Genomic DNA, 18,883 nt, shown 5'->3' with positions numbered 1-18,883 from the left:
ATCGCCTGAACCGTCGAGATCACCTGAGCCTGATCCAGGAGGAGCCCGCCATGCCTCTCGCCACCACCGGCGACATCGTCCGCGCGTCCCCCGCGGGGGTGGGTGCCTTCAACGTCATCCAGCTCGAACACGCCACCGCGATCGCCGCCGGAGCCGAGGCGCTCGGCCTGCCCGTGGTGCTCCAGATCAGCGAGAACTGCGTCCGCTACCACGGCGCCCTGGAGCCCATCGCCCTGGCCTCGCTCGCGGTCGCCCGTCACGCCGCCGTGCCGGTGGCCGTCCACCTCGACCACGCCACCGACCGGGCACTGGTCGAGGAGGCGGTGGAGCTGGGCATCGGGTCGGTGATGTTCGACGCCTCGGCACTGCCCGACGAGGAGAACGTGGCCGCCACCGCCGCCGTCGCCGCCTGGTGCCACGAGCGCGGCGTGTGGGTGGAGGCCGAGCTGGGCGAGGTCGGGGGCAAGGACGGCGTGCACGCCCCGGGCGCCCGCACCAAGCCGCACGAGGCCGTGGACTACGTGGCGCGCACCGGCGTGGACGCCCTGGCCGTGGCCGTGGGCACCTCCCACGCCATGACCACCAAGGACGCCGTGCTCGACCTGGACCTCATCGCCGAGCTGCGCGACGCGGTGCCGGTGCCGCTGGTCCTGCACGGCTCGTCGGGGGTGCCCGACGACACCCTCCAGGCCGCCGTACGACAGGGCATGAAGAAGATCAACATCGCGACGCACCTGAACAAGGCGTTCACCGGCGCCATCCGCGACCACCTGACGCACGACGCGAAGGTCGTGGACCCCCGCAAGTACGTGCGGGCGGGCCGCGACGCGGTCACCCGCGAGGTCATCCACCTGCTGGGCGTCCTCGGCGAGTGACCTCGCGGCTCAGCCGCCCAAGCAGTGCAGCACCCGCCCGGCCTGCCGCCGGAACGTGCCGGGCGGGTTGCGCGGCCCCTCGGGGGACAGCAGGAACAGCCACATCAGCGCGTGCAACCGCCGGCACCCGGCCAGGCGCCGCTCCTCGGCCGGGGACAGCTCGACGTGGGCCAGGACGTCCACCTCCCCGTCCACCCACATCGACACGTGCTGGGAGATCTCGGACAGCTCGAAGGCGCGGTCGCTCCGCCCCGACTCCTCGAAGTCGACGATCCGCACCCGGACACCGTCCCAGAGGAAGTTCGCCAGGTTGCCGTCGCCCGCGCCGAACACCGGCGTCACGCCCTCCTCGCCGGGCCGCCACCCCTCCAGCCAGCGAGCCCCCTCGCGGACGGCCTGGTCGGCGAGCGGCTCGCGGGGAGTCCAGCGGGCGCACCACTCCCGCACCTGGGCGGCCAGCGGGGCGAGGTGCCAGGGACGTTCGGGCAGGCGGGCGAGCACGTCGCGCGGCACCGCCGCGTGCAGCTCGCCCGCGGCCCGCGCCAGGTGCCCCGCGTACGCCCCGGCGTCCGGCACCGACCGCAGCGAGACCCCGGCGAGGCGGGACATCGTCACCGACCCGTCGAACGCGATCGGCGCCGGTGCCAGCCCCGGCGCGTGCTCGGCCAGCAGCGTCAGCGCCCGCCACTCCCGCTCGGCCGCCTCCGGGTCGTCGCCGGTGTACCGCTTGACGACCCGGTCGTCCAGCAGCTCCAGGTTGTGCGTCCACTGAAGATCCACACCCGGGATGGTAGGCGACGGAGCCGCTCGCGGCGGGCCGTCCGGAGCTGTGGAGACCGGCCCGGGGAGACTGGAGGAGGGGGCCGAGCGAGGAGGGCGCCATGACGACGTACGACCGGCTTGCCGGGGACGCCGGGCGCGCCGTGGACGAGATCGCCGCCGCGGTCGGGAGCGTGCCCGAGGCCGAGCTCGACGCGATCGCCGGGGAGCTGCTCGCGGCGCGCCGGATCGTCTGCTACGCGCCCGGCCGGGAGGGCCTGGCGCTGCGCGGGCTGGTGATGCGGCTGTTCCACGCCGGGCTGGACGCCCACTACGCCGGCGAGATGACCTGCCCGGCCGTGGGGAAGGGCGACCTCGTCGTCCTGTCCTGTGGCCCCGGCCGGCTGTCCACGGTGGAGGCGCTGGCCGGCGTGGCCGTGCGGGTGGGCGCCGGCCTGCTGTACCTGACGGCCCAGCCGCGGCACCCGCCCGCCGGCCGGGCGGATCGGGTCGTCCGGATCAGGGCGCAGACCATGGCCGACGACCGGGACTCGGCGGCCGTGCTGCCCATGGGGAGCGCCTACGAGATCGCCCTCTTCGTCCTGGCCGACCTGATCACCAACCGGGTCCGGGCGCACCGGTCCGAATCGGCGGAGATGTCGCGGTCACGCCACACGAACCTCGAATGAGCCTCAGGCGCAGGTCTTCGTCTCCGGGGCGCAGAACTTGACCTCGGGGTAGCGCGCCGACGCCTTGTCCAGCAGGGGCTCCCGCTCGCCGCGCAGGTGACGGTCGAAGAAGGCACCGACATAGGCGCGGGTGACCTTGGTCGAGCGGGCCCCGGACAGTTCGGCGCCGATCTCGACGCCGAACTGGTCGGCCAGCAGCCCGACGTCGGTGAAGGACGCGTGCACCGTACCCGTCACCAGGAGCCAGCGCTTCCACCCGGTGAGCAGCTTCCAGTCGTTCTCCCAGCTGGCGGCGCCGCCGGATCCCGGCGTGTACGTGGCCGGCTTGCCCAGGAACATGAAGGGCCGCGACAGGCCGCCCTCCGGGATCGGGCCTTCCGTGGTGCCGTCGATGTCGATCCCCGCGCGCAGCCGGGAGTCCCGCACCATCGCGTCGAGGGTGCTCGCGCCTCCGGCGGAGTGCCCGGCCATCGCGATCCTGGACGGGTCGATGAGTGCGGCGAGCTTGCCGCCCTTCCTGGTCAGCTCGTCGAGCACGAAGGAGACGTCGGCCGCCCGCCCCTTGCCCAGCTTCTTCCAGAACGCCGGGTCGTGGTCGCCCTCGCAGGCGACGCAGTCGGTGACCCGCCCGTCGGGGAAGGTCGTGGCGACGTTCTCGTACGTGTGGTCGATCGCGGCGACCGCGTAGCCCCTGCTGGCCAGGTCCTCGGCCAGGCCGGTGAGCGTGGCGCGGGGCTTGCTGAAGCCGGGAGAGAGGACGACGAGCGGCTGGCCGTGCCCGCGCCCCGCGGGCCGCGCGTCGGTGAAGGCGTTGGTCCGCGTCCTGCTCAGCACGTCAAGAGGAACGCCGGTGATACCGCCGTCCTTCAGCAGGGCTTCGGACTCCTTCGCCGTCATGTACGGGGCCCGTCGCTTACCCGGCGACGCGGCCGGATACCACAGGGACACCATGAGCTCCCTGGCCTTCGCCGTGGGGACCCAGGGGTCGGGGCGCGAGGTGTCCTTCAGGTACAGGGACGTGGTGCCGACCGCGTGCGGCCCGGTCGGCTTGACCAGAGCGGGCGTGACCGCCCGGACGCCGGTCGCCGGCGTGGCCGCGGTCGTGGACGGTGCCGCGTTCGCGGGGGACGTCAGGCAGGCGGACGTCACCAGGACCAGAACCCCAGCCGCCATGCCGGACATGCGAGACATGTTCATAACCACAGTGTATATACGCGGTGTATATACGCAGCACGTAACCAGGATGGAGACGGTGACTTCGCGGTAACCGAGTGAGTTGAAAGTGCCGTCTTCCCTGCATGGCGCCGGTGACGAAAGATGCTGCTAGTTACTGAAAAGAACCAAAATTGCGGAAGGCCCTCATGTCCTCATCCACCGAACGCATGGACGCGCGCTCCTGGGGCGTCCTGCTCGTCCTCGCCGGCGCCGTCTTCCTCGAAGGCATCGACGTGGCCATGCTCAACGTGGCGTTGCCGGCGATCCGGGCCGACCTCGGCCTGTCCACGGAGGTGCTCAGCGGCGTCGTCTCGGCGTACGTGCTGGGCTACGGCGGGTTCATGCTGCTCGGCGGGCGGGCCGCCGACCTGCTGGGCCGGCGCCGGATGTTCCTGACCTGGCTCACGGTCTTCCTGGCGTTCTCGGGGCTCGGCGGCCTGGCCACCGAGGGATGGACGCTGCTGGTCGCCCGGTTCGTCACGGGCGTGGCGGCGGCGTTCATGGCGCCTGCCGGGCTGGCGCTGCTCACCGGCAACTTCCCCGAGGGTCCCCGGCGCACCAAGGCGCTCGGCGTGTACGCGGGCATCGCCGCGGGCGGCTTCTCCCTCGGCCTGGTCGCCGGCGGGTTGCTGGCCGCGCTCGGCTGGCGATGGGTGTTCTTCGCCCCGGTCGTGCTGTCCGCGCTGATCCTGGCGGCGGCCATCCCGCTGGTCAAGGACTCGCGCGAGCGGCAGCGGGGCGGCTTCGACCTGGCCGGTGCCTTCGCCATCACCGGCTCGATGCTGCTGCTGGTCTACGGGGTGATCCGGCTGGAGCATCCCGGCCAGGGCATGGGGGGCACCGTCGCGACGTTCGCGGCGGGACTGGCGCTGCTGGCGGCGTTCGTCGTGATCGAGCGGCGCTCGGCCGACCCCCTCGTCCGGCTCGGCATCCTGCGATCGGCGCCGCTCGTCCGCGCCAACCTCGGCGCGCTGCTCTTCCTGGCCTCGTTCGCCGGGTTCCAGTTCCTGGCCACCCTCTACCTCCAGGAGCTGCGCGGCTGGAGCACCATCCAGACCGGCCTCGCCATGCTGGTGATCGGCATCGACACCGTCCTGGCCCCGACCGTGACACCGTGGCTGGTCAACAGGCTCGGCAACGCGCGGGTGCTGTTCGGCGGGCTGGCGCTGGCCGCCATCGCGTACGCGCTGTTCCTGCCGGTCGGGAACGACTGGACGTACGCCGCCATGTTCCCGACCATGCTGCTGCTCGGGCTGTCGTTCTCCCTGGCGTACGGGCCGCTGACCATGGCCGCCACGGAAGGCGTGGACGAGCACGAGCACGGTCTGGCCGGCGGCCTGCTCTACACCGCCTTCCAGTTCGGCACCGCCCTCGGGCTGGCGGCCGTCACCGCCGTGAGCGTCGCCGCGCTCGGCGACGCCACCGGCCCCGAGGCCAGGCTCGACGCGATCCGGGCGGCCCTCGCCGTCCCCGTGGCCGCCGCGGTGCTGGCCGTCCTGGTCACCGCCTTCGGCCTGCGCGGCGCCCGCCGGCCCGCGTCCGAGACCGCCGAGCCCGCCCCCGCGCGGGCATCGGCCTGAGGAGGATGGCGATGGCCTCCAGGACGCGATCTTTCGCGGCGATCGAGCCCCAGTTCAACGCCTACATCGGCGACATCGTCTACGCCACGATGACCACCGTGGACGCCAAGGGACGGCCCCGGGCCCGGGTGCTCATTCCCATCTGGGAGGTGGTGGACGGCCGCCCGCTCGGCTGGCTGGCCACGTACCGGACGCCCGTCAAGGCCGCCCACCTGGCGGGCAACCCGCACACCACGTTCTCGTACTGGAGTCCGCGCCAGAACGCGGTGAGCGTCGACGCCGTCGCCGAGTGGGTCACCGACCGGGAGATCGGCCGCCACGTCTGGGACCTGTACGCCAACGGCAGCCCGCCGGGCGCCGGCTACGACCTGGGCGCCTTCTGGAAGGGCGTCGACGACCCGAAGCTCCACGTGCTGCGGCTGACGCCGTGGCGGGTCCAGGTCATCCGGGGCACCGACCTGCACAGCGTGATCTGGCGGGACGACCTCCCGGGGTGACCTGAACGTTCCAGCCATCCGCCTGCCGCCCCCGCCGGCACGTGAACCGGCGGGGAAGGCGGACGGGTCAGGGCTGGATCGGGGCGACGACCACCTCGACGCGCTGGAACTCCTTGATGTCGGAGTAGCCCGTCGACGCCATCGTCCGCTTGAGCGCGCCCATGAGGTTCATCGACCCGTCGGCGACACTCGACGGCCCGTGCAGGATCTGCTCCAGCGTGCCCACCGTGTCGAACTTGACGCGGCGCCCGCGCGGCAGATCGGGGTGGTGCGCCTCCGAGCCCCAGTGGTAGCCGTGGCCGGGCGCCTCGGTGGCGCGGGCCAGCGGCGAGCCCACCATGACGGCGTCGGCGCCGCAGGCGATGGCCTTGGCGATGTCGCCCGAGGTGCCCATGCCGCCGTCGGCGATCACGTGCACGTAGCGGCCGCCCGACTCGTCGAGGTAGTCGCGGCGGGCCGCGGCGACGTCGGAGACGGCGGTGGCCATCGGCACGGCCACGCCCAGCACGTTGCGCGTGGTGTGCGAGGCGCCGCCGCCGAACCCGACGAGCACGCCCGCCGCGCCCGTGCGCATGAGGTGCAGCGCGGCCGTGTACGTGGCGCAACCACCCACGATGACCGGCACGTCCAGCTCGTAGATGAACTGCTTGAGGTTGAGCGGCTCGGCCCGGCCCGACACGTGCTCGGCGGAGACCGTGGTGCCGCGGATGACGAAGATGTCGACGCCCGCGTCGATCACGGCCTTGTGGTACTGGACGGTGCGCTGCGGCGAGAGCCGCACGGCCGTCGTCACGCCGGAGGCGCGGATCTCCTCGATGCGCCGGCCGATCAGCTCTTCCTTGATCGGCGCCGTGTAGATCTCCTGCAGCCTCTTGGTCGCCGCCTCGGCGTCCAGCCCGGAGCACTCCTCCAGCAGCGGCGCCGGGTCCTCGTAGCGCGTCCACAGCCCTTCGAGGTCGAGCGGGGCCAGGCCGCCGAGCCGGCCGATCTCGATCGCGGTGGCGGGCGACACCACGCTGTCCATGGGGGCGACCACGACCGGCAGCTCGAACCGGTAGGCGTCGATCTGCCAGGCGATCGAGACCTCCTCCGGGTCACGCGTGCGCCGCGAGGGGACGAGGCCGATCTCGTCGAGCGCGTACGCCCGCCGTCCCGTCTTCCCCCGGCCGATCTCCACCTGCTGAGTCATGGATTACCTTCTGTGATAGTTCGGAGCTTCGACGGTCATCTGGATGTCGTGCGGGTGGCTCTCCTTGAGGCCCGCCGCGGTGATCGGCATCAGCTGGCAGTCGGTGTGCATCTGCCCGATCGTGCGGCACCCCGCGTACCACATGCCCTGCCGCAGGCCGCCGATGAGCTGGTGCGCCACCGCGGCGACCGGGCCGCGGAACGGGACCTGGCCCTCGATGCCCTCGGGGATGTACTTGTCCTCGCCGCCGACCTCCGCCTGGGCGTAGCGGTCCTTGCTGAAGGAGGTGCCGCCGCGCTCGCGGTTGCGGACCGCGCCGAGCGAGCCCATGCCCCGGTACGACTTGAACTGCTTGCCGTTGATGAAGATCAGCTCACCCGGCGACTCCTCGCACCCGGCGAGCAGCGAGCCGAGCATGACCGTGTCGGCGCCCGCGGCGATCGCCTTGACGATGTCGCCGGAGTACTGCAGGCCACCGTCGCCGATGACCGGCACCCCGGCGGGCCCGCAGGCCAGCGACGCCTCGTGGATCGCGGTCACCTGCGGCGCGCCGACCCCGGCGACGACCCGCGTGGTGCAGATGGAGCCCGGCCCGACGCCCACCTTGACGGCGTCGGCGCCCGCGTCGACCAGCATCTGGGCGCCGGCCCTCGTCGCGACGTTGCCGGCGATGACGTCGACCCTGCTGTTGGCCTTGACCTTGGCGACCATGTCGGCCAGGCCCTTGGAGTGGCCGTGGGCGACGTCGACGACGATCACGTCGACGCCCGCCTCGATGAGGGCCTTGGCGCGCAGCTCGGCGTCGCCGCCGACGCCCACCGCCGCGCCGACCACGAGCCTGCCGTCGGCGTCCTTGGTGGCCAGGGGGTACTGCTCGCTCTTGGTGAAGTCCTTGACCGTGATGAGGCCGCGCAGCCGGCCGTCGGGGTCGACGAGGGGCAGCTTCTCGATCTTGTTCTGCCGGAGGAGGGTGAACGCGTCGTCGCGGGAGACGCCGACCGGGGCGGTGACCAGCGGCATCGAGGTCATCACCTCGCGCACCGGGCGCGTCTGGTCGGTCTCGAACCGCATGTCGCGGTTGGTCACGATGCCGACGAGGATGCCGTCGCGGTCGGTGACGGGCACGCCGGAGATCCGGTACGTGGCGCACAGCCGCTCGACGTCGGCCAGCGTGTCGTCGGGGGTGCAGGTCACCGGATTGGTCACCATGCCGGCCTCGGACCGCTTGACCAGGTCGGCCTGCTGGGCCTGCTCCTCGGCCGCCAGGTTGCGATGCAGGACGCCGATGCCGCCCTGGCGGGCCATGGCGACCGCCATGCGGGCCTCGGTGACCGTGTCCATGGCCGCGGAGACCAGCGGGATGGACAGCGTGATGTTGCGTGACAACCGCGAACTGGTGTCGGCCTCACCCGGCTGAAGATCCGAATAACCCGGCACGAGCAGCACGTCGTCGAAGGTAAGACCCACCTCGGTGAACTTGGACATGCTGCGGCCCCCTCCTGCCGTTGCGCGTGATGGGGACAAGTCTAGGGCCTGCGTCCAAACAGGAAGGATGCCGGGAGGACGATGACCCCCACGGCCCGTCGTACTCCCGGCATCGAAAAAGGGCCAGGGGACGGGACGGTCGGTGATCCGTCCCGTCCCCCGGCCACCGGCGGCCGGGCCGGAGCGCGCGTCGCGCCACCGGACCCCCCTCCGTGTCCTGATGGCCTGCGCTCCGCGGCCCGCTGGTCCGCCGACTCTCGGTTAAGCCTGCGTCACGCAGCGGCACGCCGCAATGTGCAAACGTGCAATTGCACGAAGTTGCACCGATGCCGCGTCATCCCGCGCAAGGAGGCGGACATGGCGACGATGCCGCGTTATCCTCGCGGCACCCCCGGTCCCCCGTACGGAGCCATCCGCCATGCGCAACGAGTCACCCGCCGTGCCCGACCCCCTCGCGGCGCTGGGCCTCGACCCGGCTCAGTCGGCCCTCTACACGGCGGTGCTGCGCCTGCACCGCGCCACGCTCACGGAGCTGGCGGAGGCGATGGACGGGCCGTGCGACAAGGTCGGCCGGCAGCTCGACGACCTCGTACGGCTGGGCGTGGTCGACGAGCACTCGGGCGAGTACCTGGCCCGTCACCCGGCGGGCGCGCTCGGGCGGCTGATCGCGCAGCGGCTCGACCGGCTCGCCGAGGAGAGCAGGCGCATCGACTCGGCCCTCGGGTCGATCCGCGGCCTCATCCGCGACTACGACGCGGGACGCGACTACCAGAGCGGGCCGTTCCCGGTGGAGCTGGTCAGCGGGGCGGACGTCCTGTACGAGAGCGTGGTCGGCATGGCCGTGCAGTCGCCGCCGATGACGGTGCTCACCGCCATCCCGGACGAGCGCACCATGAGCGACTTCGCACGCAAGTTCGCTGATCCCTGGATCGACGCGCAGCAGCGCGGCCTGCTCACCGTGCGCGCCGTCGTCCCCGTCGAGACCCTGGCCATGCCCGGCGTACGCGACCGGCTCGGCCGCCTGCTGCAGACCGGCGGCGAGGTCCGCACGCTCGACCGGGTGCCGAGCTGGTTCATGACCGCAGGCGACCAGGCCGCCGGCCTGCCCGCGCTGTGGGGCGGCAACCTGCCCGACCACGCCTACAACTTCTACCTGTTACGCACGCCGATCGTCGTGGGCGTGCTCACGTCCCTGTTCGAGGAGTGGTGGGGCCGGTCCGTGCCCATGCCGTGGGGCCACCGCTCCGACGGCACCGTCCAGGTGATCCGGCTGGCCGCCCAGGGCATGTGCGACGAGTCGATCGCCCGGCACCTCGGCGTCTCCGTCCGCACCGTACGCGCCAGGTTCGCCGACGCCATGACCCGGCTGGGCGCGCAGTCCCGCTTCCACGCGGGTGTGGAGGCGGCCCGGCGCGGATGGCTTGGCCAGGCCACTGACGACCGGTGACCACCACTGGGGCCGCATCGGTCATATGGTGGGAAGGTGCTGGAAGACGTCCCCCGCGACCCGTTCGCGGACGATCCGAACGACCCCTCCGCCGCGATGGGTGAGCTCGACGACGCCGAGCCGCTCACGGCCGCCGAGCGCGACGAGGCCATCACGGACCTCGCCGACGTGGAGGTGTTCCGCTCCCTGCTGGAGCCCCAGGGGGTGCTCGGCCTGGTACTCGACTGCCCCGAATGCGGCGAGCAGCACTTCTTCGACTGGGACCTGCTGCGCGGCAACCTACGCCAGATGATCGAGAAGGGCCGGCCACAGGTGCACGAGCCCGCCTTCCACCCCGACCCGGCCGACTACGTCACATGGGAGTACGCCAGGGGCTACGTGGACGGCGTCATCGACACCGAGGAACGCCGCTGACCCACCGGCCGGCCCGCTGACGACGGCCCGGCCTCCTCCAGCGCGGCGCCGTGCCCCGCGCTCTCCTCCTGGCCGCCCGCTTCCCCAGCACCCGCCTGCCCGATGCCCGCCTGCCCGTCGTGCGCGCTCGCCTCCACGGCGACGTCCGCCATCAGGGCGGCCAGCAGCCGTGCGGCGGGATCGTCATGAGGGGGCGGCTCCCCACAGGCGAGGGCGTCGAGCAGCGCGTCGCTCTCGTCGCTCCCGTCGCCTTCGTCCTCCGGAGCCGGACCGCCTCCGGTCCGCCGCTGCGTCAAGCCGACTCCAGCTCGGCCATCTGCCGCAACCTCGCGAGCGCCCGGTGCTGGGCGACCCGGACCGCACCTGGTGACATGCCCAGTACATTACCGGTCTCCTCAGCCGACAGACCCGACACCACCCGCAACAGCAGCAACTCACGCTGGTTGTCGGGCAGCCTGGCGAGCAGCCTGCGGGCGTGCTCGACCTCGATGTAGCGGACCACGGTCTCCTCGGGCCCGGGTCCGTCGTCGGGTCCGTCGGGCAGATCCTGCGTCGGCACGGCCGAACGCACGGAGCTGCGCAGCGCGTCGGCCACCTTGTGCGAGGCGATGCCGAAGACGAACGAGGCGAACGGACGGCCCATGTCGCGATAGCGCGGCAGCGCGGACAGCACCGCGATGCACACCTCCTGGGCCACGTCATCGGCAATGTGATATTGCCCTGAAACCCTGCCCAACCTGGCGCGACAATAGCGCACCACCATCGGGCGCAACTCGCCGAGCAGGGATTCGATCGCACCGCGATCTCCCTGTACGGCGAGACTGGTCAGTTCCCTAAGGTCGGAGTCATCCGTCCGTGCCGGAAGTCTCGACGCGAGCCTTACCCCAATTTTGGCGTCGGCGACGCTTCCCTCGCTCACGTTAGGCATGATGCCCGCCCTGATCGGGCCTGTCGTCATCGCGAACGGCTACGGATTGGTCACATTGAAGAGACGACGACGGCCCGTAATCGAATGACGACAGTAAGGCTTTACTACTGGAGGAATATTTCACCCCATAAGGCGAAATGCACGGAATTCGTCAGCTGTCCAGTCCAGACAACACGATCAGACAACACGGCTCAGACAACGCACCGAGGCGAGAACATGTCAGGCACCCGACGCTTTGCTAGCACTTCTGGTTTACCGCGATAAGTCACTATTTGCGAGTACGAGGCGGTGTGCGGCGTTGTATCTGGTACTACATCACATTTCATGAGCCGCCTTATCCGGACGAGTCACCTGAGCTCCTCACCCGTCCGGTCGTCGGCCACCTCCCACAGGAGAGCACAGCACTCCCTCTCCCCAGAAGCAGGGCACCCACAGGCCCCACCCCCGCCAGCGGCCGAGCACCCGTGCACCCCATCACACCAGAGACCGGACACACACGAACGGCCCACTCCCGCCAGAAGCCGAGCACCCGCACCCCCTTAGAGGCCGAGCACCCGCAACCCCACCGACACCAGAGGTCAGACACACGCGAACGACCCACTCCCGCCAGAGGCCGGGCACGCGAACGGCCCGCCCCCGGAGTGGGGGCGGGCCGTTCGTGAGCCGTGACGTCACTGGCCGCGCGGGCCGAAGCCCGTCAGCCGGTGACCCTCAGGTTGTCAGTGGCCGTGACCGTGGCCGTGGCCCTGGCCGGCGGCCGGGGCCTCCTCCTCGGGCTTGTCCACGACGAGCACCTCGGTCGTGAGCAGCATGCCCGCGATCGAAGCGGCGTTCTGGACGGCCGAGCGGGTGACCTTGACCGGGTCGATGACACCCTGCGCGATCAGGTCGCCGTACTCGCCGGTCGCGGCGTTGAGGCCGTGGCCGGCCTGCAGCTCGGCGACCTTGTGGGTGACCACGTAGCCCTCGAGACCGGCGTTCTCGGCGATCCAGCGGGCCGGCTCGACCAGCGCGCGGCGCACGACGCCGACACCGGTGGCCTCGTCGCCCGTCAGGCCGAGGTCGTCCAGGTCCTTGGAGACGTGGATCAGGGCCGAGCCACCGCCGGAGACGATGCCCTCCTCGATCGCGGCGCGCGTCGCGGAGATGGCGTCCTCGAGACGGTGCTTCTTCTCCTTGAGCTCGACCTCGGTGGCCGCGCCGACGCGCAGCACGCAGACGCCGCCAGCCAGCTTGGCCAGTCGCTCCTGCAGCTTCTCGCGGTCCCAGTCGGAGTCGGACTGCTCGATGGCGAGCTTGATCTCCTTGACGCGGTCCTCGATGGCCTGCTGGTCACCGGCGCCGTCGACGACGGTCGTGGCGTCCTTGGTGACGACGATGCGACGCGCCTGGCCGAGCACCTCAAGGCCGACGTTCTCCAGCTTGAGGCCGACCTCTTCGCTGACGACCTGGCCGCCGGTGAGGATGGCCATGTCCTGCAGCATCGCCTTGCGGCGGTCGCCGAAGCCCGGCGCCTTGACGGCGACGGAGGTGAACGTGCCACGGATCTTGTTGGTGACCAGGACGGCCAGGGCCTCGCCCTCGACGTCCTCGGCGACCACGAGCAGCGGCTTCTTGGTCTGGGCGACCTTCTCCAGCAGCGGCAGGAAGTCGGCGATCGAGGCGATCTTGCCCTGGGTCAGCAGGACGTAGGCGTCCTCGAGGACGGACTCCATGCGCTCGGGGTCGGTGACCATGTAGGCCGACAGGTAGCCCTTGTCGAACTGGAGGCCCTCGGTGAACTCGAGCTCCATGCCCATGGCGTTGGACTCTTCGACCGTGAGGACGCCGTCCTTGCCGACCTTGTCGAACGCCTCGGCGATCAGCTCGCCGATCTTGGCGTCCTGGGCCGAGATCGTCGCGACGTTGGCGATCTCCTTCTTGTCCTCGACCGGGCGCGCGCTGGCGAGCAGCTTGTCGCTGATCACCTTGGCCGCCTTGTCGATGCCGCGCTTGAGCGACAGCGGCGAGGCGCCGGCCGCCACGTTGCGCAGGCCTTCGCGGACCATGGCCTGGGCCAGGACCGTCGCGGTGGTGGTGCCGTCACCCGCGATGTCGTTGGTCTTGGTGGCCACTTCCTTGGCGAGCTGGGCGCCGAGGTTCTCGTAGCGCTCCTCCAGCTCGATCTCACGAGCGATGGTCACACCGTCGTTCGTGATGGTCGGAGCACCGAACTTCTTGTCGATGACGACGTTGCGGCCACGAGGGCCGAGGGTAACCTTCACGGCATCCGCGAGGGCGTTGACGCCGCGCTCAAGAGCGCGACGGGCGTCCTCGTCGAACTCCAGGATCTTCGCCATTTGCTGAAAGTCCTCTCCTAGTGTCGAAGGCCCCGGCCGCTCACGCGCCCGGGGCCCGACACCACCGGCTTACTTCTCGATGATTGCGAGAACGTCGCGGGCGGAGAGCACGAGGTACTCCTCGCCGCCGTACTTGACCTCGGTGCCGCCGTACTTGCTGTAGAGGACGATGTCGCCCTCACTGACGTCGAGCGGAATCCGCTTGTCGCCGTCCTCATCCCAGTTGCCCGGGCCCACCGCGAGGACCTTGCCCTCCTGCGGCTTCTCCTTGGCGGTGTCCGGAATGACCAGGCCGGAAGCGGTGGTCTGCTCAGCCTCAAGCGGCTGCACCACAATGCGGTCGCCGAGCGGCTTAACGGGAACCTTGGTGGCGGTCGTCACGATCGGACCTCCCCTTCAGATTTGAATGATCTAGAAGAGGCGACCAGCGGGGCCTGCCGTCGCGGGTGCCAGACCTGCCTCGTCGCACGTTGGCACTCTCAAGGGGAGAGTGCCAACAGGAAACATATGCAAGAGGGGCTTGACAGTCAACACGAACACGTCTGCTGAGAGCGATAACCCATACTCGCAGGTCGTGACGGGGTCCCGGATCCGGGCCCGCGGGGGAGGCGCTAACGTCGTACGGCGTGGACCTGGACGCCTTCACCGAGCTGCTCACCCCGCGCGGGCAGCGCGCGCTCGCGGAGGCGAGCGAGCTCCAAGGGGGCGACCCCGTGGCGGCCGCGACGAGCCTGCGCCGGACCTACGACGCCGCGCTCGCCTCGGCCGCGCTCACCCAGGCGCGGCTCCGGGACCGGGCGCGCGCCAAGTTCGGCGCGGACGCCGAGCTGATGTACTTCACGCCGCACGGCCTGGAGCAGGCCACCCGGGCCGAGGTCGCCGCCCACCGCGCCGCCCGGCTCACCGCGCTGTGGCAGGACTCACAGGGTTCACAGGTCTCGCGGCCGCGCCCGGGAGCGACGGCTCGGGAGGACGCCGGCCCAGGAACGCGGCCCCCGGCCCCGTACGACTCGGGCCCACCCGGCCCAGGAACGCGGCCCCCGGCCCCGTACGGCTCCGGCCCGCCCGGCTCGGATGCGCAGAGGGCGGGGCCGAGGGTCGTGGACGTGTGCTGCGGCGTCGGCGGGGATCTCCTGGCGCTGGCCCGGGCCGGCTGTGTCGTGGACGCCGTCGACACCGACCCGCTGACCGTGGCCGTGGCCAGGGCCAGCGTCGAGTCGCTCGGGCTGACCGGACGGGTCTCGGTCCGGGTGGCCGACGCCGCCTCCGTGTCACCCGAGGACTACGACGTGCTGTTCGCCGACCCGGCCCGGCGCACCTCCAGGGGCCGCACGTTCGACCCCTTGGCCTACTCCCCGCCGTGGCCCGTCGTGCTCGACCTGGTCGCCCGGGCCCGGTGGGCCTGTCTCAAGGTCGCCCCGGGCATCCCGTACGAGTTCATCCCGGAGACGGCCGAGGCCGAGTGGGTCTCGTACAAGGGCGAGGTGAAGGAGGCGTCCCTGTGGACGCACCCCGATGCCGGCACGACGGGCGGGCAGGACATGACGACGGGCGGCGGGCCGGTCCGGCTGGCCACGTTGCTGCCCGGCGGCCACGTCCTGCGTGACACGAGCGCCGTCGCCCCCGTCGGCCCGCTGGGCCGCTACGTGTACGAGCCCGACGGCGCGGCGATCCGCGCGCACCTCGTCGCGGAGGTCGCCGAGCTGGTGGACGGCCGCCTGCCCGACCCGATGATCGCCTACATCACCGGGGACGACCCGGTCGACACCCCCTGGGCGTCCCGGTACGAGGTGGAGGAGGCGCTGCCGTTCTCGCTGAAGCGCCTACGCGCCGCCCTCCGCGACCGGAAAATAGGAAATGTCACTATTAAAAAGCGCGCCTCCGCCGTGGACATCGAACGCCTTCGCGGAGATCTGCGACTTTCGGGCAGCGAATCCGCCGTGGTCATTCTGACCCGGATCATGGATAAGCCCGCCGCCCTGATCTGCCGCCCGTGCCCACCTGCGTGAATGGCAAATCAGGGCGCTTCTGCGGCAACCACGATATTTTCCCGCACCACTGACGTGGCTTGATCGAGAGGCTAAGGTGGGCGGGCGGGAGTTCTCCCCCTGTAGCGGTTTACCGCGTTCTCCTTCGTCCATCTGCAAACCGGACCTATCCCACCGCTGCGCGATGAACCGTCGGCGAGTGAAGGAGCTTTCGGTGGATCATTCCAACCACACCACCCTCCTGCAGACAGGGGGGCACAGCAAGGTCCCGGAGAGGATGCGGGAGCTGCTGGCGCGCGCCGCGCAGGATCATGTGTACGAGCAGCGCACGCAGGGGGCCGTCCTCGACGAGATCCGCCAGCGGCTCGAAGGCATGGAGTGGCTGCTGCGCGAGGTGCGCGAGCGCGAGCTCGGTGGGTTGAGCGGCACGCTGGAGACGGTGAGCGGGCGCCTTGACGACATGGCCGCCAAGCCGCCCATGTGGGCCGAGGGCCTCGCCCAGCACGTCGAGGCGGTCCGCGACCACGTGGACGCCGTCGGCTCGCAGGTGGGCTCCGTGGACGCCCGGGTGGAGTCGGTCCACGAGCGCGTCGCCCCTGTGGTGGAGCTTCCGAACATCTGGGACGATCTGACGACCATCGGCGGCGGCGTCGAGGAGACGTTGAAGCGGCTGCAGTCGGTGCTGGACGGCGGCGAGGGCATCGCCAAGCGGATGGGCGAGTTCGCGGCCGTCATGGCCCAGCTCGGCTCCAGCATGGAGGCCGCCGCCAGCCGCTTCACCCGGCTCGACAGGTCGCTCGCCGAGCTGACGGCGCGCACCGACCGGGTCGAGAACGTGGTGGCCGAGCTGTCCAGCGGGATCGCCTCGGGGCTGTCCAGCGGGCTGGACGGCCGGCTGGCCGCCGCGGCCGAGCAGGCCGGGACCAGGGCCGCCGCCGTCGGCGAGCAGGTCAACGCGCACGTGGACGCCGTGGCCGAGAGGCTGACCGCGCACGTGGACGTGCTGGCGGGCCAGGTGAGCGCCGTGACCGACCGGCTGACGACCGCCGAGCAGCGGCTCGCGGCGCGGGTGGAGGAGTCGCGGCAGGAGCTGGCCACCTGCCTGGAGGAGACGCAGCAGCAGGTCGCGGTGCGGCTCGACGAGCTCGACGTGCGCTTGGAGGGCGTGGATGGCCGCCTGGCCGGGATGGACTCCCGGCTGGGGTCCGTCGACAAGCGGATCGTCTCGCTCGACGGGCAGCTCGGCGCCCTGGACGGCCGGATGGACGGCCGCTTCACCGCCCTCGACGGCCGCCTGACCACGCTGGACGAGCGCGCGGTCGCCGCCGGCGAGCGGCTGGGCGCCGTGGACGAGCGCGTGGGCGAGGTCGAGCAGCGGATGGCGGCCGTGGACCAGCGGATGGCGTCGGTGGACCAGCGGGTGGCCGGCGTCGACCAGCACCTCGGCGAGAACGCGACCCGCAACGAGGCCCGCTTCAACCACCTGGACAACGACCTGGAGTCGCTGGACGAGCGGCTGAGCGAGGTCGAGGAGCATCTGACGACCCGGTTCGACGCCGTCGACAGCACGGTGACGGGCCGTTTCACGACCGTCGACACGAAGCTGGCGGCCGGGTTCGACGGGGTCACGAGCCGCCTCGACCGCAGCGACAGCGCCATGGCCGCCCATTTCGCCACGGCCGACGCCAACCTGACCGCCCGTCTCGACACGGTGGACGGGCTCGCCACCCGCCTCGACGCGGTCGACACGGGCCTGACGACGCGGTTCGACCAGGTGGGAACGGCCATCCAGACGGCCATCCAGACGAGTATGCAGGCCCGCTTCGACGGCGTGGACCGGCATCTTACGGACCTCGCCACCCGCGCCGAGCAGGCGGGTGAGCAGCTGGAGACGGTGGACGACCACCTGGAGGCGGTCAACCAGCGGGTGAGCCAGCTCCCGGTCACGCTCGGCATCGGCGAGCGGATCGAGGAGGCGATCGCCGCCCGCGCCGCCGACGAGGCCGACCGTCTCACGGCGGCGGCGGGCGCTCTCACGGAGCTGCTCCAGGCGCGGCCCGACCGCGAGGAGCTGACGCGCACGGTGACGGGCATCGTCACGCCGGCCACGGCGGACCTCACCAAGCGCCTGGGCTCGCTGGAGGAGACCATGCTGGCCCTCGCCGAGGCCCTCCTCCGCCCTACCCGCCCGAAGGACTGACCCGCCGTCCGGACCGGCCCCACCCTGTACGGCAGGGCCGGCGTCACCCGCACGCGCCGACGTCGGCCGCGTCCGTCATGGCCGGTCGGCTCCTGAGCTGCTGCGGTTTTCCTCAGCTGGAGTCGGTGGAGCACCGCATTCCGCCGCGCAGCCGATCTCCATAGCGTTGAGCACATGATGCAGATGCTGATGAACGTGCTGGTCGCGACGGCTGTCACCGCGGGTGGCCATGGTGTGGACGTACGCTCCGACCTGGAGAAGATCGTGGCGGGCGGCGGGGCGACGGCCGCCCTGGCGCGGGTCTCCGACGGCGGACGCACCTGGTCGGGCGCCGTGGGTGTGCGCGACATCGAGCGCGAGGGACCGCCGTCGCCCAACGGGTACTTCCGGATCGGCAGCGTCACCAAGACGTTCGTCGCGACTGTCGTGCTCCAGCTCGTGGACGAGGGCGAGATCCAGCTCGACGACCCCATCGACCGGTACCTGCCCGGCCTGGTGCCGGGCGGCGAGCAGATCACCGTGCGCCGGCTCCTCAACCACACCAGCCACCTGTACGACTACATGAGCGAGCCCGGATACTCGACCAACCGCTGGCGCGGCGACGCCCGGTTCCGCTCCTACCAGCCGCGCGAGCTGCTCAAGGTGGCCTTCGCCAAGAAGCTCCCCGACGACGGGAAGTGGCACTACTCCAACACCAACTACGTGGTGCTCGGGCTGCTGGTGGAGAAGCTGACGGGCCATCCGTACGGCACCGAGGTCACGCGCCGCATCCTGCGCCCGCTGGGGCTGCGCCACACAGTGGTGCCGGGCGACCGGGCGGGACTGCCGTCACCGCACGCCAAGGGATACGAGCCGCTGCCCGACCTGGTGGACGCCACACGGATGAACCCCTCGCTGGACTGGGCCGCAGGCGAGATGATCTCGACCGCGGCCGACCTGGAGCGGTTCATGTCGGCGCTGCTCGACGGCAAGCTGATCAGCAGGACGTCATTGCAGGCGATGCGCACGACGGTCGAGACCGGAGTCGGGTTCGGCTATGGGCTCGGGCTGCAGGCCTACCGGCTGCCGTGCGGCACGGTGTGGGGACACAGCGGCGAGCTGATCGGATACCTGACGTTCGTGTTCCGCACGGACTCCGGCAAGTCGATGACCCTGTCGATCAACCCCTCGACCCGCAACCCGTCCACCGAGGAGGTCATGAGCATCGCCGTCAAGGCGTTGTGCGGGTCGGCGGGCCAGGGGCGCGATTGACCGTCCCATCCAGGACCGCCGTGACCG

General features: G+C 71.2%; 17 protein-coding genes. 9 read left to right on the top strand and 8 right to left on the bottom strand.

The genetic code is table 11. From position 1 onward, the window contains the following. Positions 1–50 precede the first annotated feature (50 nt). Entirely contained in the window at positions 51–875 is an 825-nt protein-coding gene (locus AB0H64_RS16670) for a class II fructose-bisphosphate aldolase (RefSeq protein ID WP_357624700.1), read from the top strand. A 9-nt stretch (positions 876–884) separates the two neighbouring features. Here AB0H64_RS16670 and AB0H64_RS16665 read toward each other — a convergent pair whose 3' ends face one another. Next, entirely contained in the window at positions 885–1,655 is a 771-nt protein-coding gene (locus AB0H64_RS16665; protein WP_357624699.1) for an aminoglycoside phosphotransferase family protein, read from the bottom strand. A gap of 101 nt (positions 1,656–1,756) precedes the next feature. On the opposite strand from AB0H64_RS16665, the gene AB0H64_RS16660 reads away from it, so the two are divergent. Beyond that, on the top strand, positions 1,757–2,323 hold the full coding sequence (locus tag AB0H64_RS16660) for a hypothetical protein (RefSeq protein WP_357624696.1): 567 nt from the start codon (positions 1,757–1,759) through the stop codon (positions 2,321–2,323). A gap of 3 nt (positions 2,324–2,326) precedes the next feature. Here the strand turns inward: AB0H64_RS16660 and AB0H64_RS16655 are convergent, their stop codons facing one another. Further along, positions 2,327–3,520: an alpha/beta hydrolase gene (locus tag AB0H64_RS16655; RefSeq protein ID WP_357624694.1), complete on the bottom strand. Its 1,194-nt coding sequence runs from the start codon at positions 3,518–3,520 to the stop codon at positions 2,327–2,329. A gap of 164 nt (positions 3,521–3,684) precedes the next feature. On the opposite strand from AB0H64_RS16655, the gene AB0H64_RS16650 reads away from it, so the two are divergent. Together AB0H64_RS16650 and AB0H64_RS16645 are read left to right on the top strand one after the other, a co-directional pair. Beyond that, entirely contained in the window at positions 3,685–5,118 is a 1,434-nt protein-coding gene (locus AB0H64_RS16650; protein WP_357624691.1) for an MFS transporter, read from the top strand. Positions 5,119–5,129: 11 nt separating this feature from the next. Then, positions 5,130–5,615: a pyridoxamine 5'-phosphate oxidase family protein gene (locus AB0H64_RS16645; protein WP_357624688.1), complete on the top strand. Its 486-nt coding sequence runs from the start codon at positions 5,130–5,132 to the stop codon at positions 5,613–5,615. A 67-nt stretch (positions 5,616–5,682) separates the two neighbouring features. Here the strand turns inward: AB0H64_RS16645 and AB0H64_RS16640 are convergent, their stop codons facing one another. Continuing rightward, positions 5,683–6,804 carry a GuaB3 family IMP dehydrogenase-related protein gene (locus AB0H64_RS16640; protein WP_357624686.1) on the bottom strand — a complete coding sequence of 374 codons (1,122 nt, stop codon included), beginning with the start codon at positions 6,802–6,804 and terminating at the stop codon, positions 5,683–5,685. A gap of 3 nt (positions 6,805–6,807) precedes the next feature. Continuing rightward, positions 6,808–8,289, bottom strand: a complete 1,482-nt coding sequence (gene guaB / locus AB0H64_RS16635) for an IMP dehydrogenase (protein WP_357624683.1) — start codon at positions 8,287–8,289, stop codon at positions 6,808–6,810. A 418-nt stretch (positions 8,290–8,707) separates the two neighbouring features. Here guaB and AB0H64_RS16630 point away from each other — a divergent pair, with 418 nt between their 5' ends. After that, a complete protein-coding gene (locus AB0H64_RS16630; protein ID WP_357624682.1) occupies positions 8,708–9,736 on the top strand; it encodes a LuxR C-terminal-related transcriptional regulator in 1,029 nt (342 codons plus the stop codon). A gap of 36 nt (positions 9,737–9,772) precedes the next feature. After that, positions 9,773–10,150 (top strand): DUF5319 domain-containing protein, encoded by a 378-nt coding sequence (locus AB0H64_RS16625; protein WP_175587859.1) that lies wholly within the window; start codon positions 9,773–9,775, stop codon positions 10,148–10,150. Here the strand turns inward: AB0H64_RS16625 and AB0H64_RS16620 are convergent. The 4 genes from AB0H64_RS16620 to groES form a co-directional block, all read right to left on the bottom strand. Further along, entirely contained in the window at positions 10,111–10,446 is a 336-nt protein-coding gene (locus tag AB0H64_RS16620) for a hypothetical protein (protein ID WP_357624677.1), read from the bottom strand. The genes AB0H64_RS16625 and AB0H64_RS16620 overlap by 40 nt on opposite strands. Then, positions 10,443–11,078, bottom strand: a complete 636-nt coding sequence (locus AB0H64_RS16615) for a sigma-70 family RNA polymerase sigma factor (protein WP_357625097.1) — start codon at positions 11,076–11,078, stop codon at positions 10,443–10,445. The genes AB0H64_RS16620 and AB0H64_RS16615 overlap by 4 nt, the downstream gene beginning before the upstream one ends. Before the next feature lie 719 nt (positions 11,079–11,797). Beyond that, complete coding sequence (gene groL / locus AB0H64_RS16610; protein ID WP_357624674.1) at positions 11,798–13,417, bottom strand: chaperonin GroEL; 1,620 nt, start codon at positions 13,415–13,417, stop codon at positions 11,798–11,800. A gap of 69 nt (positions 13,418–13,486) precedes the next feature. Further along, positions 13,487–13,801, bottom strand: coding sequence for a co-chaperone GroES (gene groES, locus AB0H64_RS16605; RefSeq protein ID WP_197093639.1), 315 nt, complete (start codon positions 13,799–13,801; stop codon positions 13,487–13,489). A 242-nt stretch (positions 13,802–14,043) separates the two neighbouring features. Between groES and AB0H64_RS16600 the strand changes: the two genes are divergently transcribed. The 3 genes from AB0H64_RS16600 to AB0H64_RS16590 all read left to right on the top strand — a co-directional run bounded on the left by AB0H64_RS16600 (position 14,044) and on the right by AB0H64_RS16590 (position 18,856). Beyond that, positions 14,044–15,426 carry a methyltransferase domain-containing protein gene (locus AB0H64_RS16600; protein WP_357624672.1) on the top strand — a complete coding sequence of 461 codons (1,383 nt, stop codon included), beginning with the start codon at positions 14,044–14,046 and terminating at the stop codon, positions 15,424–15,426. A 193-nt stretch (positions 15,427–15,619) separates the two neighbouring features. Continuing rightward, on the top strand, positions 15,620–17,605 hold the full coding sequence (locus AB0H64_RS16595) for a hypothetical protein (RefSeq protein WP_357624669.1): 1,986 nt from the start codon (positions 15,620–15,622) through the stop codon (positions 17,603–17,605). Between the two features lie 174 nt (positions 17,606–17,779). Then, entirely contained in the window at positions 17,780–18,856 is a 1,077-nt protein-coding gene (locus AB0H64_RS16590; RefSeq protein WP_357624667.1) for a serine hydrolase domain-containing protein, read from the top strand. Positions 18,857–18,883 lie beyond the last annotated feature (27 nt).

The sequence above is a fragment of the Nonomuraea sp. NPDC050733 genome (assembly GCF_040654215.1).
Taxonomy (GTDB): domain Bacteria; phylum Actinomycetota; class Actinomycetes; order Streptosporangiales; family Streptosporangiaceae; genus Nonomuraea.
The sequence above is the reverse complement of the archived record's forward strand: the minus strand, read 5'-3'. Positions and strand labels throughout refer to the sequence as shown.